General features: G+C 65.9%; 13 protein-coding genes, 1 tRNA gene and 1 pseudogene. 5 read left to right on the forward strand and 10 right to left on the reverse strand.

Going from position 1 to position 14,122, the window contains the following annotated elements:
- Positions 1-18 precede the first annotated feature (18 nt).
- Positions 19-114, forward strand: a tRNA-Sec gene (locus tag DIE03_RS01230).
- Between the two features lie 170 nt (positions 115-284).
- Positions 285-869 (forward strand): annotated as a pseudogene (locus DIE03_RS39045) (tyrosine-type recombinase/integrase); the annotation flags it as partial.
- A 371-nt stretch (positions 870-1,240) separates the two neighbouring features.
- Here DIE03_RS39045 and DIE03_RS01240 read toward each other — a convergent pair.
- Positions 1,241-2,778, reverse strand: a protein-coding gene (locus tag DIE03_RS01240) for an IS3 family transposase (RefSeq protein ID WP_124446680.1) whose coding sequence is annotated in 2 segments (ribosomal slippage) — positions 1,241-2,583 and positions 2,583-2,778 — 1,539 coding nt in all. Because the reading frame shifts where the segments join, the coding sequence is not laid out codon by codon here.
- 683 nt (positions 2,779-3,461) lie between these two features.
- Between DIE03_RS01240 and DIE03_RS01245 the strand changes: the two genes are divergently transcribed.
- A complete protein-coding gene (locus DIE03_RS01245; RefSeq protein ID WP_124446682.1) occupies positions 3,462-4,028 on the forward strand; it encodes a GNAT family N-acetyltransferase in 567 nt (188 codons plus the stop codon).
- A gap of 21 nt (positions 4,029-4,049) precedes the next feature.
- Here DIE03_RS01245 and DIE03_RS01250 read toward each other — a convergent pair whose 3' ends face one another.
- A complete protein-coding gene (locus DIE03_RS01250; RefSeq protein ID WP_124446684.1) occupies positions 4,050-4,436 on the reverse strand; it encodes a VOC family protein in 387 nt (128 codons plus the stop codon).
- Between the two features lie 296 nt (positions 4,437-4,732).
- On the opposite strand from DIE03_RS01250, the gene DIE03_RS01255 reads away from it, so the two are divergent.
- Positions 4,733-5,008 carry a hypothetical protein gene (locus DIE03_RS01255; RefSeq protein WP_124446686.1) on the forward strand — a complete coding sequence of 92 codons (276 nt, stop codon included), beginning with the start codon at positions 4,733-4,735 and terminating at the stop codon, positions 5,006-5,008.
- A gap of 174 nt (positions 5,009-5,182) precedes the next feature.
- Here the strand turns inward: DIE03_RS01255 and DIE03_RS01260 are convergent, their stop codons facing one another.
- The 3 genes from DIE03_RS01260 to DIE03_RS01270 form a co-directional block, all read right to left on the reverse strand.
- A complete protein-coding gene (locus DIE03_RS01260) occupies positions 5,183-5,947 on the reverse strand; it encodes a hypothetical protein (protein WP_185658075.1) in 765 nt (254 codons plus the stop codon).
- A gap of 51 nt (positions 5,948-5,998) precedes the next feature.
- On the reverse strand, positions 5,999-6,607 hold the full coding sequence (locus DIE03_RS01265) for an acyl-homoserine-lactone synthase (protein WP_124446688.1): 609 nt from the start codon (positions 6,605-6,607) through the stop codon (positions 5,999-6,001).
- A gap of 209 nt (positions 6,608-6,816) precedes the next feature.
- Complete coding sequence (locus DIE03_RS01270) at positions 6,817-7,260, reverse strand: DUF4902 domain-containing protein (protein ID WP_124446690.1); 444 nt, start codon at positions 7,258-7,260, stop codon at positions 6,817-6,819.
- 73 nt (positions 7,261-7,333) lie between these two features.
- Between DIE03_RS01270 and DIE03_RS01275 the strand changes: the two genes are divergently transcribed.
- Complete coding sequence (locus tag DIE03_RS01275) at positions 7,334-8,053, forward strand: autoinducer binding domain-containing protein (RefSeq protein ID WP_124446692.1); 720 nt, start codon at positions 7,334-7,336, stop codon at positions 8,051-8,053.
- A gap of 42 nt (positions 8,054-8,095) precedes the next feature.
- On the opposite strand, the gene DIE03_RS01280 is transcribed toward DIE03_RS01275, so the two are convergent.
- The 5 genes from DIE03_RS01280 to DIE03_RS01305 all read right to left on the reverse strand — a co-directional run bounded on the left by DIE03_RS01280 (position 8,096) and on the right by DIE03_RS01305 (position 14,031).
- Positions 8,096-8,803, reverse strand: a complete 708-nt coding sequence (locus DIE03_RS01280; protein ID WP_021162348.1) for an MgtC/SapB family protein — start codon at positions 8,801-8,803, stop codon at positions 8,096-8,098.
- 307 nt (positions 8,804-9,110) lie between these two features.
- Positions 9,111-10,655 carry a TolC family protein gene (locus DIE03_RS01290; protein ID WP_124446696.1) on the reverse strand — a complete coding sequence of 515 codons (1,545 nt, stop codon included), beginning with the start codon at positions 10,653-10,655 and terminating at the stop codon, positions 9,111-9,113.
- Positions 10,642-12,711, reverse strand: coding sequence for an FUSC family protein (locus DIE03_RS01295; RefSeq protein ID WP_124446698.1), 2,070 nt, complete (start codon positions 12,709-12,711; stop codon positions 10,642-10,644). Before DIE03_RS01295 ends, DIE03_RS01290 begins: the two co-directional genes overlap by 14 nt.
- The gene (mdtN, locus tag DIE03_RS01300) at positions 12,692-13,741 is read right to left on the reverse strand and encodes a multidrug transporter subunit MdtN (protein ID WP_124446700.1); all 1,050 of its coding nucleotides are present in this window, start codon (positions 13,739-13,741) and stop codon (positions 12,692-12,694) included. Before mdtN ends, DIE03_RS01295 begins: the two co-directional genes overlap by 20 nt.
- Positions 13,738-14,031 (reverse strand): hypothetical protein, encoded by a 294-nt coding sequence (locus DIE03_RS01305; RefSeq protein ID WP_124446702.1) that lies wholly within the window; start codon positions 14,029-14,031, stop codon positions 13,738-13,740. Before DIE03_RS01305 ends, mdtN begins: the two co-directional genes overlap by 4 nt.
- Positions 14,032-14,122: the final 91 nt, after the last annotated feature.

A 14,122-nucleotide genomic window follows, 5' to 3' on the forward strand; every position in this document is an offset into this window, starting at 1 on the left:
CTTCGGTTTTTTCCCCACGGAAGGCATTCGTATCCGGTGGTACGGCTGGACTTCAAATCCAGTTGGGGGTGTCAGACACTCCCGGGTCGGTTCGACTCCGGCTGCCTTCCGCCAGTCATGGCTTCCGCGGCATTCCGACGACTTCCGTAAACGCCACGTAGGTCGCTGATTTCAAAGCGATTTGTGGGTAACGGCATGCTTGCGACTTCCGCCTCGGCTCCGCACAATCTCCCCATGAAATATGGGTAGCGGTGTGGGTTTTGTGGGTAGGAAAGGAGGGCGATATGGCGGGACGACACTTGCATCGACTCAGCGCGCTGCGCGTCGCGAAGGCGGTGAATCCCGGGCATTACTCGGACGGTGGCGGCCTCTACCTGCAGATTGCAGACAGCGGTGCGCGCTCATGGGTGTTTCGCTTCAAGCTTGATGGTCGCATGCGCGAAATGGGCCTTGGACCGCTATCGCGGGTTTCGCTTGGTGAAGCGCGGAAGCTGGCTACGGGATATCGCGAGATGGTCGGCAACCAGATTGATCCCATCCTCGCCCGGCGCGAAGAACAGCGTCGGCGACAGCTTGATATCTCGATCGACGCCAATGTGACGTTCCGTGAGGCGGCTGAAGCATTCATCCGCGCACGCGAACCGGAATGGCGAAACCGCAAGCATGTCCAACAGTGGGGCAATACGCTGGCGACCTACGCCTATCCCGTTATCGGCGACGTGCGCGTGCGTGATATCGACACCGCGATGATTGTGCGTATTCTCCAGCCGATCTGGACGAAAAAAGCCGAGACCGCACGGCGGGTGCGCGGGCGCATCAAGGCGATCCTCGACGCGGAGACCGTGATGGGGCACCGCACCGGCGGCAACCCTGCCCGGTACGTCGACCATCTCCAACTGGTGTTGCCGCGCTCAAAAAGGCGCTCGCAGATCAAGCATCATCCGGCGCTGCCTTGGGAAGACCTGCCGACATTTATCCGTGAACTGGAACTCCGTCCCCGACGCGCGGCACGAATGCTGCATTTGCTTATTCTCACAGCGACTCGTACGAACGAGGTCCGATTTGCGCGGGTCGACGAATTCGATCTCGACAGTCGTATCTGGAGCATCCCGGGCGATCGAACGAAAAGTGGTCGGCCGCTGCGCGTGCCGCTTTGTCAGCGAGCTGTCGAAGTCGTCCGTGCGGCACTACCGAAGGCCAAATATGGGTACCGGGGGTGCGGCGGAATTCTTGGACTGGTTTATGTCGTCAGCCCGAGGCTCTCCCGGTATTCAATCGGACTGAGTGCGCCAAGCGAGATCTTGATCCGTTTCTCGTTGTACCAGCGAATGTACGAGTCAACGACCTCAATGAACTGGTCGGTGCTGACGGCCTGCCAGTCCCGAGAGTAAAACAGTTCCGTTTTCAGCCGTCCAAAGAAGCCTTCGCACGCCGCGTTGTCGGGCGAGCAGCCCTTGCGCGACATTGAGCGAATCAGCCTGGCCTCACGTATCCGGGTAAGCCAGCCTGGCCAGCGATAATGCGCACCGCGGTCTGAATGGACAACAGGTCGGCTGTTGCTGCTACCGATTGCTTCGATGGCGGCATCGAGCATCGTGTTCACAAGCTCGGCGTCTGGTCGCGTACCGATCGACCAACTGATCACCAGTCCATCGAAGCAATCGATGACCGGAGACAGATAGACTTTACCGGCGGGAATCTGGAACTCTGTGATGTCCGTGAGCCACTTTTCATTCGGTGCTGCGGCCCGGAAGTCCCGGTTGATAAGGTTCTCCGGAGCCGGATCTATTTCTCCGGCGTAGGATCCGTATCGACGTCGCCTCGTTGTGGCTGCGCTTAGCTGTTCCTGCTTCATCAAGCGCCGAACGACCTTTTCCGAGATGAAGACTTTCTGCCTGCCAAGTGCCGCGCGCACTCGGCGATATCCGTAGCAGCGGTGATTCAGTTCAAAGATATCTGCGATGGCAAGGCGTACACCGGCATACTTGTCGGCAGCTTGTATCCGTGCCCGGTGATAGAAGTAGGAGCTACGGGCGAGCCCCAGTTCAGCAAAGAGCTCCGGCAGCGTGTAAGTCTGTTTCAGGGCATCAACCAGCGCCGTCTTCTCCCGATTCGTCAGGAGTTGCGGGTCGACGCCCAGGCCTTTTTTTATTATTTCATTGGCCTTTTTCAGAATGTCATGTTCGATCTGGAGCTTTCGAATGTCTCGTCGGAGTGATTCGATCTGCTGCTCCAGCGTCGCTTTCTCCGAGGTTTGCGGCGGATCGTTGCGGCGTGTCATGGTTGAAACGGCCTCCTGATCGAGTAACCGATTTCTCCAGTTGTACAGCGTTGGGCGGCTCACGCCAATCTTTTTAGCAACTTCCTCTGCGCTTTCTCGTCGAGTGCATAGATCGATGACCGCTGTCTGCCTGAGCTCTGGTGTATACCGAACACCTGACGCCTTCCCGAGAACGCGTTTCTTTCGCTCAGGATGCAGCTCGTCGAGCCAGACGACGAGCGTTCCGCGTCCCGGATACCCCAAAGCCTTGGTCGTTGCTGCCAGACACTGGCCATGGGTCATATAGTGGTCTGTGGCCGCTTTTTTTGTTCTGCCGAATAGCGCGGCCTCAGGCAGATACGTTCCTTCGGCAAGTCTAGACATCGCTCGTACATCTGATACCAGCGTTCGAGCGACTTCGTCGTTGGATAGCCTAATTGACGAACGGTCGCGGTAAGGCGCTTTCCAAGCTTCAAGTAGAGCTTGACTGCTCGGATGCGTTCTTCGTATGAGTACATGGACTAGCTCCTGATAGTCCAAGAATTCCGCCGCACCCCCCGAACGGACATTTCAATCTGGCTATGACAAGCGCGTGTAGCAGTCCGCGCGATCCCGTGCGTGACCCGACGGTATCGATGACGGTATTTCTACAGAGGCCGTCACCGAGATGTGCGGTCTTCGTGGATTTTCAACGAAAACATGCCTTGATTTTCCGGTGCGGTCCCTCCAGTACCGGCAACAGCCAGCCGGATTCTTCGGTATCTTTGACGGTATCGTCGCTACGCGACCGCGTGGAAGCGGCGTCTCCTCAATGGTTCAGCCCATCAATTGACAATCGAGTGGGTATTAGGTGGCGCGAGCACACTTTCTTCGTGAATGCTGGTCCCTCCTGCAGCGATACTTCCGACCATGGGGCGTCTGTTGCGGAAACGCGACACAAGGCGCCAAAAACTGAAGATGTAAGCCGGCGTAGGTTTTGGCGTAGGTGAGCTGATGAGGGCATTGTTAGGTAAGGCCAATTCACTACTTCGAGGAAAACGAGTAATCATCACGGGCGCACCACCTGCGCCCGTTTCTCGTTGTCTGTTCTATCCATCGCGGGCAGACGCGACGATCGAGATTCCCCCTGCGTCAGCCGTCCCGCCTTCGGGTTCGTGACGTCGCCTGCGTTCCGCCACTTCCCGTACGATCCGCATCGCCCATGTCCGCCCCCTCGAAGATCGAAACCGAACGTTTGACGCTGCGCCGCTGGCGCGCGTCGGATGCGGGTGCGCTTGCGGCGATGCATGCGGACCCGGACGTGACCGCGTGGCTCGCGCGCGGTCCGATGTCCGTCGACGAGGCGAGCGACGCAATTGCGCGCTTCGAAGCGCATTTCGAGGCACACGGTTTCGGTGTGTGGGCGGTCGAACGTCGCGCCGATGCGATGCTGATCGGGCTTTGCGGCCTGTCGCGCGAAGCGCGCGCAATGCATCCGATGGCGCCATGTGTCGAGATCATGTGGCGGCAGGCGCGCCACGCGTGGGGGTGTGGCCATGCTGCAGAAGCGGCCGCCGCCGCACTGGTCGACGGGTTCGGCCGGGCAGGGCTCGACGAGATCTTCGCGTGGACGGCCAATACCAACCAGCGATCACGGCGCGTGATGGAACGGCTCGGCATGCTGCGCCAACTCACGCGCGATTTCGATCATCCGGCGTTGCCGGACGGGCATCCGCTGCGGCCGCACGTCGTGTATGTCGCACGCGCCGACGGGGTTGCGGGCGCGTAACGGTTCACGCGTATCCGCGTGTCAGCGCCAGGTGCCGTTCTGCAGCACGATCCGGTAGCCGTCGGCATCCTCGAAGGTCTGGCCGGAAATTTCCCAGTACGGATTGAACGACGTCACGGGCATGAAGCCGTGCGCGGTGGCGCGCTCGCACGCGGCTTCCCATTCCGGGCGATCGGGCAGGTAGAAGACGATCAGGTCTTCGGGCGTCGGCGACGGCGCGATCGGATGATCGGGGCAGTGCGTGAATTCGAAGTGATAGTCGAGACCTTCGCGTCCGATCATCACGCCGGAAAAGCCGTCGTGATCTTCGAAGCGTGCGAGAACCGACAAGTCGAGGGCGTTGCGATACATGCGTTCGGTGCGGGCGAGGTTGCTGACCGGGCGGGCAATGCGCAGGTGGGCGTGCAAGATGGCCTCGGGGGAGAGTGGCGGGCCGGTCAATGATAAGCCGGCCGATCAGGATTGCGCGAGGCGAGCGGATCGTGTCGCGGCGCACGCTCGTCGTATCGAACGATATCGCTTCATTCCGGCCAAACGAAGCGACCGGTCGACTCCCGACTCACGAAACAACAACATGACGCTTCCGAATCAATGTGTGCACCGCGTCGCAGCGGCTGCACGTTCGCAGGACCTTCGAATCCCCGCCTTCCGCAGCGCCGGCCGCTCGACGCGCGGATACATGCGTGCCGGACGGGAGGTGACGTATGGGTAAGCCCGATCTGCGTCGGCCGGTTGCCGGACCGTATCGCCAGTCGCGATGGGCGACCGGACTGGAGGCCGCCTTTGGATGGGTGGCAAAGGGAACGTTGGTACTGGTCGGGCTTGCGGTGGCCGCGTTGGCGGCGCTGACGGGCGACGTCGGTGCCCTGGCAGATCTGCCGTCGACCAGGAAGGGCTGGCTGTATCTGTTGCTGATACTGGTCGTGACGGTCGCGCTGATATTTGCGGTGCATCACTACTGGCTGCGTCCGGCGGCCTAGCCGGAGCGGGAAACGATGTGGCCCCCGCAATCCGCGCAGGCAATAAAAAAGCCCGCTGCTTGAGCGGGCTGAATCCATGTTTGGAGACATGGAGGAGACAGGCGTAAATTTAAGGGAAAACCCGGACGTTTGCAAGCCCTAGTTGTATCCATGCAACTCGCAGCCGTCACCGGTTCACATGCCGCCGGCCCGTGCATGCGCCGCAAACGCGCCGAACCGCTCTTGCGCGACGGGCAGCGCGTACTTGTCGCGCATTTCCGTCTCGATCCATGCACAGGCCTCGCGAGCGCAGTCGGTCAGCGCGTGCCGCGTCGCATGCCCGTCGATGTCGTAGACGAAACGCACGCCGACCTCGTCGTCGGCGACCTGTCGTTCGAGCTGGTTGAGCTGCAGTTGCGGCCCGTGCTGCTGCGACAGCGCGCGCAGTTCGTCAAAGTGATATTCGAGCCAGTCGGCGAAAAACAGCGCATCGCTATGGCACGGCAAGCGGAAGGCCGCGCTGCGCGACGGACGCGCTGCGGCGTCGCCGGTCGTCGCGAGCGGCTCGCCGTCGGCGGCGAGGGCCGTATCGACGGGCGCAAGCGGGTGCTGAATGTGCCGGTAGGGTTCGCGGTCGCGCAGCGCATGCCACAGCAATTCGTCGCCGGCGGCGCCGGACGGCTGCATCGTCAGGTCGTGCCGGCCGCTGTCGGCCGGGGCGACGTCGCGAATCACGAGGCGCAGCGAGCAGAGCGGTTCGTCGGCGACCAGCAGCGTCGCCGGGCGCGGCAGCCCGCAGACGAGCGGCGCAGCGCCCGCGGCACGAAACACGAGCCCGCGGCGGTCGAGCCGCACGAGCGGCAGCGGCCTGGGAAACGACGGATAGGCGACCGTGATGCGGGCGCCGCCGACGCTCGTCAACCCGGGCATCATCGCGCGAAAGACCTGAGACTGGTCCACGTTGGTTCTCCTTCGTTACGAGGCCGCCCGGACGGAAGCGCGTGCTCCGGCTCAGGCGGCGATGGCTTGCCGGGCTGCCTGCCCCGGCTCGATTCCTAGTGCCGCAAACGTTTGCGGATCGATGTCGATCCAGCACGCGACCACCAGACGACCGTCCACCTGTTTCGGCGGCCCTGCGCGGTGCGCGTGAATGCCGATCCGGCGGAACAGCCGCTCCATGCTCGCGAACGTCACGCCGATCAGCTGCCGCGCGCCGAGTTGCGCCGCGCATTCGACGACGGCCGCCAGCATCGGGCGCACGGCCCACTCGGCATTGCCCGGCCCGCCTTCGTCGTCGGTCGCCGCGAACCTGGACAGCTCCCAGACGGCGGCCGATTGCGGCAATGGCATGTCTTCGGCGATCAGGTCGGCGAACAGCGACTTGAGCAGATACGGGCGCGTGGTAGGCAGCAGGCGCGCACATCCGCACATGTCGCCGCCGGCGTTCCTCGCAAACACGTAGACGGTATCGTCGCGATCGAACTGGTCGCGCTCGAAGCTTTCGTTCGCCGACGGGAGCGCCCAACCGAGCTGCTCGATGAACACGCGGCGCCGGTAGCGCCCGAGATCCGCTGCAAGTTCGTGTGGCAACCGCCCTTCATCGTGAACGAAGGTCCGCATGGTGTCCTCGGATCTGTGCTTTTGTATGCGTGCATTACATCGCGCGGCACGAGGAGGCGGTAACTGGTAACTCTTACAGGGTGACCGCGCAAAAAGGATATTTGCGGCGTGGTAACGGTTTCTTGATCAACGGGATTGAAAACTGGACGGCTTTTGCTTATAAAGAGCGCCAGTCTTGCGAAATGATCGGAGGAATGCGCGACAGGTTGTCACTGGAGCGTGGGACCGGCATGATAGGCGTCGTTGCGACCGAGCAGGGCCGCTGCGACCGCGGCGGGCCAGTCGATGCCGGCGAGCCGCGCGGCGAGCGCGGCGGCGGTGCGGAACATGCCGATGTCGGTGCCGGCGGCATCGATGACCATCACGTTGCTGCGGACGTCGCCGCCCGCGATCACGAACGTGCCCGTCGCGCGTTCGAGGTACCAGTCCCAGCCGACCGTCACGTAAGGGGCGCCGGCACTGGCCGTGCGATGCCATTCGGTATAGCCGGCAAGGCGTGCGTCGATCGCGCTGTCGCGCAGTTCGGACAGCAGCGATGCGTCGAGGCCGCTCGAGACATGGTCGAGTGCAAGCACGGCCAGTGCGCCTTCTGGCAGGCGTACGTAGCCGTCCGGGGACGGGCCGGGGACCGGGTGCAGCAAAGGTGAGGTCATGCGCGGAATGTATCAGCGTCGAACGGGTGCTGGAACCTGACAAGTATGACAGCGTGACGTTGTCGGAGAAAGAATGGAACTGCGCTGGCAGGATGCCTATCAACAATTCAGCGCCGCGGAAGACGAGCAGCAGCTCTTCCAGCGGATCGCCGCCTATTCCAAGCGGCTGGGATTCGAATATTGCTGCTACGGCATTCGCGTACCGTTGCCCGTATCGAAGCCGTCGGTCGCCATCTTCAATACCTATCCCGACGGCTGGATGGCGCACTACCAGGCGAAGAACTACATCGAGATCGATTCGACGGTTCGCGACGGCGCGCTCAGCACCAACATGATCGTCTGGCCGGACGTCGACCGGATCGACCCGTGCCCGCTGTGGCAGGACGCACGCGATTTCGGGCTGTCGGTGGGCGTCGCGCAGTCGAGCTGGGCGGCCCGCGGTGCGTTCGGCCTGCTGAGCATCGCGCGCCATGCCGACCGGCTGACGCCTGCTGAAATCAACATGCTGACGCTGCAGACGAACTGGCTCGCGAACCTGTCGCATTCGCTGATGAGCCGCTTCATGGTGCCGAAGCTGTCGCCCGCGGCGGGTGTCACGCTGACCGCGCGCGAGCGCGAGGTGCTGTGCTGGACGGCCGAGGGCAAGACTGCGTGTGAAATCGGCCAGATCCTCAGTATCTCGGAGCGGACGGTCAACTTCCACGTCAACAACATCCTCGAGAAGCTCGGCGCGACCAACAAGGTCCAGGCAGTCGTCAAGGCGATTTCGGCCGGACTCATCGACGCACCGTGACGCAGGCGAGGGCGGCGCCGGATACGGTGGCCGCCACGCCGCTCACTCCATCATCGGTTCCGCTTCCTTCGCGGTCCAGCTCACGCTGGAAATGCTCTTCTCCATGCTCATCCGGCTCGCGATCTGCTCGAGCTTCTGCTGATCCTTCGGATGCAGCTTCAGCGTCGCCGTCACCTTCAGCCGGTCCGGCTGGTCGGGCACGTCCTCGCTCGTCAGGCTCTGGAACGACAGCGGCTTCGCGTACATCGAGTTCGACAGCAGCGTGCGGATATGCACTTCGTCGGCGGTCAGGCAGATCACCGTGATCTGGTATTCGCGGACGAGATCGGCATTCGATACGGGCGTGGCGTTGATCGCCTGGCTGACGCCGCGCAGCACGGTATTGGTGAGCAGCACGACACCCGTGCCGGCAAGCGCGGGCACGTAATGGCCGGAGCCGGCCAGTACGCCGACGGCGGCCGAGCACCACAGCGTCGCGGCCGTGTTGATGCCCTGGATCGAGCCCTTGTCGCGCATGATCACGCCGCCGCCGAGGAAGCCGACGCCCGACACGACGTACGCGGCGATCTGCGTGACGCCCGCGACGCCGTTGCCGGTCAGCACGCCGAGCGTGACGAACAGGCATGCGCCGCTCGCGACGAGCGTGATCGTGCGCAGGCCGGCCGTGCGCTGGCGCATCTGGCGCTCGAGGCCGATGGCGACGCCGCAGGCGAACGCGGTGAAGAGACGGAGTGCGAAATCGAAAGTCATGGTTGTCCTGCCGTGCAAGAAGCGCATGCCGGCTCGCGTTGCCGCGGTGCAAGGCCGCAGGCGACGCGGCAATAGCCGTCAGCGCGCGGTACTCTACCGCGCGAATGCGTCATTCAGTGTGAAACGGGTAGGCGTGCGGCTCGCGGAACGCGAGCCGCGGCAGGAGAACTGCGTCGGACAGGCGTTCAGGCGGCAAGCGGCGCACGCAACGGAGTGCTGCAACTGTCCACGATGGTTCCTGAAGGAAGAATGGGCGGCATTCTAGTGGGCGGCGCGTGCAGGCGTCAACCGCCTGGCGGCCGCCGCGCTACTGCGCCGAGCCGATCGTGCCCGTCGCGAGCGCGAGTGCGGCGGCCGCCGACAACGCACCGGCGTAGCTGTCGACCTCCGCGTTCCGGGCCGCGAGCAGCTGGCTCTGTGCGATCGTCGCGTCGGTGACCGAGCCGACGCCGTTGCGGTACGCGGTCAGCGCCGCGTCGTAGCTCGTCTGCGCGGCATCGACGAGCGCCTTGGCCGCGTCGTGCGACGCGAGGCTCGTCTGCACTGCGTTCTGCGCGGCGACGACCTGGCGTACCGCTTCCTCCTTGGTCCGCGTGAGGCGGGCAGACGCGCTTTCCGCGTCGTTGCGCGCCTGCATCAGCACGGCCGAGCGCAGGCCGCCGTCGTACAGCGGGATCGTCACGCCGAGGAACACGCCGCCGCCGTAGCGGCTGCCGTTCAGGTTGACGGTCGGCGCCTGGTCGCCGATCGCGGGCAGCGCGGAGATGGACGTGCCGCCGCTCGCGTACGACGTCGACGCGGACAGGAAGATCTTCGGCATGAATGCGGCTTGAGCCGCCTTGATCTTCGCGCGATTGGCCTTTTCGAGCGCGAACGCGCCCTGCAGGTCGGGGCGGCGCGCGATCGCGTCCGACACGATCGCGTCGACCGACGAACCGAGTGCGGGCGGTAGCGGCCGCTTCGGCAAGGCGGCGATCGTCGGCTTCGACAGCGGCGAGATGCCGAGCGCGGAGACGAGCGCGAGGTAGCTGTCGCTTTCCGCGCCGTTCGCCTGCACGAGCGCGAGGTTCGCCTGCGCGCGGTTCTGCGTCGCCTGCGCGAGCTCGACGACCGTGCCGACGCCATGCTTGAGCCGCGCGCGCGATGCCGCGAGGATCGCATCCGCGTTCGCGAGGCCCTGCTGCGCGCTGACGGCGCGCGAGCGTGCGGCCTCGTAGCGGTAGTAGCCGACGGTCACGTCGTGGATCACCTGCTGATGCACCGCGGTGAACGCGACGTTCGACGCGATCGAGGCCTGTTCGGCCGCCTCGACGCGCGCCGCGCGGCCGCCGAAATCGAACAGCAGCCATTGCAGCGACAGCGCCGAGATCGTGCCGTGCACGGTGGTGTTGCTCGACGAATCGCCGAGGATCGTCGACGTCGAGCCGTGGTTCGCCTGGTATGCGCCCATCGCGGTCGCCGACAGGCGCGGCAGGTAGGCGGACTTCGCGAGGCCGACCGCGAGCGCCGCGTTGCGCGCGTCGTTCCAGGCGATGCGGGTGAGCGGGTTCGCCGATTCGGCGAGATCGATCAGTTCGGGCAGCGTGTACGGATGCGCGGTATCGAGCGTGGCCGGCGGCGAGACCGACGCGAGCGCCGGCGATGCGGGCAGCGTGTAGTCGTGCGCGCCTTGCGCTAACGCGCGCGGCGGGCCCGGCACGATTTCGCCCGCGACCGACGTTTGCGGCTGCCACGGGCGATCGGATGCCTCCGGCGCCAGGTCGATCGACGACGTCGCGCAGCCGGCCAGCGCGGCGGCGGTCGCGAGGGCGGCTACGGCGATCGAGGCGGCCGGCGGTTCAGGTCGACGCATGGGGGGCAGGCTCCTTCGGTGTGGCTTGACGGGCGGCGTCGGCGATCTGCGCGAGCCGTGTGTCGATCAGGTTCAGCAGCGCGTCGCGTGCAGGGTCGATGGGGGCGGCGCCCGGCGGCGGAGCCGTTGGCGCGGGGGAGGCCGCATGGGGCGCGGCTTCGTCGTCGTGCGGTTCGGTCACGCGCGAGAGTTGCGCGCCGATCGCCGCGTCGCCGGGCTGGCGTTCGGCGAGCAGGAACAGCGGGCCCTCGATCGCACCGAGTTCCGCAAGGGCGCGCCGTCGCGTGGCGAGCCACGTCGCGGCCGGCCGCACCCACGATGGTTCGTAATGGACCAGGCCGAGTTCCTGCGAGATCGCCCCGTGACGCGCGAACGCCTCGGCCGCGAGCGCGCGCCGTTCGGCCGGTTGCGCGATCTGCGCGATGCGCCGCCACTGGTCGAGCAGCGCGGCGAACGCGACGTCGATCTGCTTGCCGATGCTGACGGGCCAGATGCGCGTGAACACGAGATACACGACGAAGTTGCCGAGCAGGATGCCGATCGTGCGGTCGCGTGCGATCGTGAGGTCGAAGCCGGGGCCGGCGCCCTGGATCACGCACAGGAAGAACGCGAACGCGATCTGGAAGCCCGCATACGCGATGCGCGGCGAGCCGAAGGCGATCCACGCGGACAGCCACGCACCGGCGAACACCAGCGCCATCAGGTGGCCGACCGACGACAGCGCCGGCACGACGAACACGAGCGCGGCGGTGCCGAGCAGCGCGCCGATCATGCAGCCGAAGATCCGCAGCGTGAGCTTCTCGACCGTTTCGGCCGTCGAGCCGAGCGACACGATGTAGCAGGTAACGACGCAGGTATGGATGCCCGACCAGTCGAGCTGCGAGTACAGCAGATAGCAGAAGATCGCCGCGGCGGTCGTCTTCAGCGCACAGCGGATGTGGTCGGGATTGGTGCGTGCGTCGGGCAGGAAGAAGCCGCCGCGCGGGGCCGGTGCGGCAGTGGGTGCTTCGTGCGTGGCTGCGGGGGCGGCGGGCGTCGTGCCGGCCGCAGCCTCCGTCGCTGCATCGGCCGTCGGGGCCGTCGCGCCCGGCTCCGCGAAGTGCATGATCGCTGCCTTGAGATCGGTCGCGGCGATGCGCGCGAGCGGCGGCAGCGCATCGACGGGCGGCAGCGCGAGCGTCACGTCGACCGGGTAGCCGCCGCGTTCGAGAATGGCGGCCATCTCGTCGAGCGTCGCGGCGATCGGCGTGGCGAACGCATCGGGCAGCCATGCGTCCGGTTCGCGATCGGCCAGCGCGACGCCGACCATCAGCGCGGTGCTCGACGCGATGGCCTGCCGCAGCGCCGCGAAGTCGGCGGCGGTCGACGAGCCTTCGAGCTTCGACAGCTTGAGCCATGTGAGCAGCTGCTTGTCGCCTTCGCGCAGGCTCGCGTCGAATGCGGCACGTGCATCGTCGTCGCCGCGCAGTCGCCGTGCGGCGAGCCGCAGCCGCTTCGCGAGCTGCGCGTGCGCAAGCGTGCGCGGCGACGGCGCGATCAGCAGGTTGACGACGATCGCCACGCCGACGGGAATCGCGATCGTCAGCCAGATGTACAGCAACGCGCGGGTGGCGGCTTCGCCGAACGGTGCGAGGCCGAGCTGGTCGAGCCCGAAGCCGACGATCATCGCGAGGATCGCGCCCACCGGGCGCAGCTTGCTGGCGGACGTCAGGTACAGGAGGGCGACCGACAGCACGGCCATGCACGCGACCCGCAGGATCGAATAGTCGATGCTGAAGATCGCGATGCCGAGCACGAGCCCGATCACGATCGTGACGATCAGCAGCAGCGCGGCCGCGAGCACGACGCTCGTCACGCGGTCGGCGCGGATCATGAAGAACACGACGTACGCGGAAAGTGCGGCTTCGGGCGTGCCGTACGCGGCCGTCACGAGCGCGGTCAGCGCGCAGATCAGCGCGACGCGCACGGCGATGGCCATGCGCCCCGGAAACGGCGCGAGCAGTCGCAGGACTTCGCGCGGTCCCGGCGCGCGAACGTCAGCGGCAGGCAGTGCCATGCCGGACCTCGACGATCGCGCTGGCGCCGACGCGCACGAGCCTGGCATCGGGTTCGTCGAGCTTCACGCGCACCGGGAAGCGTTGCGCGACGTGCACCCAGTTCACCGAGTTCTGCACGATCGGCAGCGAGCGCGGCAGGTTGATGCGCGCGCTGTCCGCGATGCCGGCGCCGATGCCGACGACCTTGCCCGTGAGCGGGCGGCTGCGGTCGATCATCGAGTAGACGGTCGCGCAATCGCCGACCGCGATGCGGCTCAGCGCCGTCTCGCGGAAATTGCCGACAGCGAACCATTCGCGCGCGTCGATCAGCGTGAAGATCGACTGGTTCGGCGCGAGGGTTTCGCCGGCGAGGACGCTCAGGCCCGTCACGAGCCCGTCGTGCGGCGCGCGCACGACCGTATCGTCGAGCGCATGCTGCGCGCGGGCGAGCGCGGCTTCGCGCGCATGCAGCGTCGCGATCGCGTCGGCTTCGTCGCCGATCGTCTGCGCGGATGCACGCTGCTGCTCCTGTGCCTGCGCGAGCGACACGGACGCGTCGCGCTGGCGGACCTTCGCCTGGTCGAACTGCTGCGCGCTGACATAGCCTTGCGCGGCGAGCGGCGCGAGCCGGTTCACGTCGCGCGTGGCGAGATCGTGGTTCTGCGTCGCGCGCTTGACCTGCTCGGCGGCGACGGACGCGTTCGAGCGCTCGCCGATCAGCGAACGGCGGCGCGTGTCGAGCGACGCGCGCGCGAGTTCGACGTCGGCCTGCGCCTGCGCAACCGTCAGCCGGTACGGCACGGGATCGATTTCGTACAGCAGGTCACCCTTCGCGACGCGCTGGTTCTCGTGCACCGCGAGCTGGACGATGCGTCCGCCGACTGGCGATGCGACGTGCACGACGTCCGCGTCGATCGACGCGTCGTCGGTGGACGGGTAGGCGGTCGTGCGGCAGTACGCATACACGAGCGCGGCGATGCCGAGCGCGACGATCGCGAGTGCGATCACGCGGCCCTTCACGGAGGGGCGGGGGAGTCCGGCGGCCTTCATGCGAACGGCCCCGTGCCGGCGAGCCAGACGATCACGGCGACCACGAGCCCGATCGCGGTGCAGACGGCGAGCTGGTAAGGCACGGTGGAAGCCCAGCCGGTCGCGACGAACACGCGGTGCGCGACGATCGCGCCGATGACGCCGACGATCGCACTGACGAGCCAGAGGGGGAAATACGCGCCGAACAGCACGTACGACGGTGCGCCGCGCGATGCGCAGCCCGCGAGCGGCAGGGCGGGCGCCAGGACGGCGGCAACGCGCAGGCGCGCGCGCGGCGTTGTTTTTCTCATGGTGTGACGAGCTCGACGTTGGGGGTGGATGCCGGGCGCGGCGCAATGTGGATCGTCGCGACCGGCCGGGCCGCGACGACGATCCCTGGAT

Source organism: Burkholderia sp. Bp8992, assembly GCF_003853705.1.
In the GTDB taxonomy this organism is placed as follows: domain Bacteria; phylum Pseudomonadota; class Gammaproteobacteria; order Burkholderiales; family Burkholderiaceae; genus Burkholderia.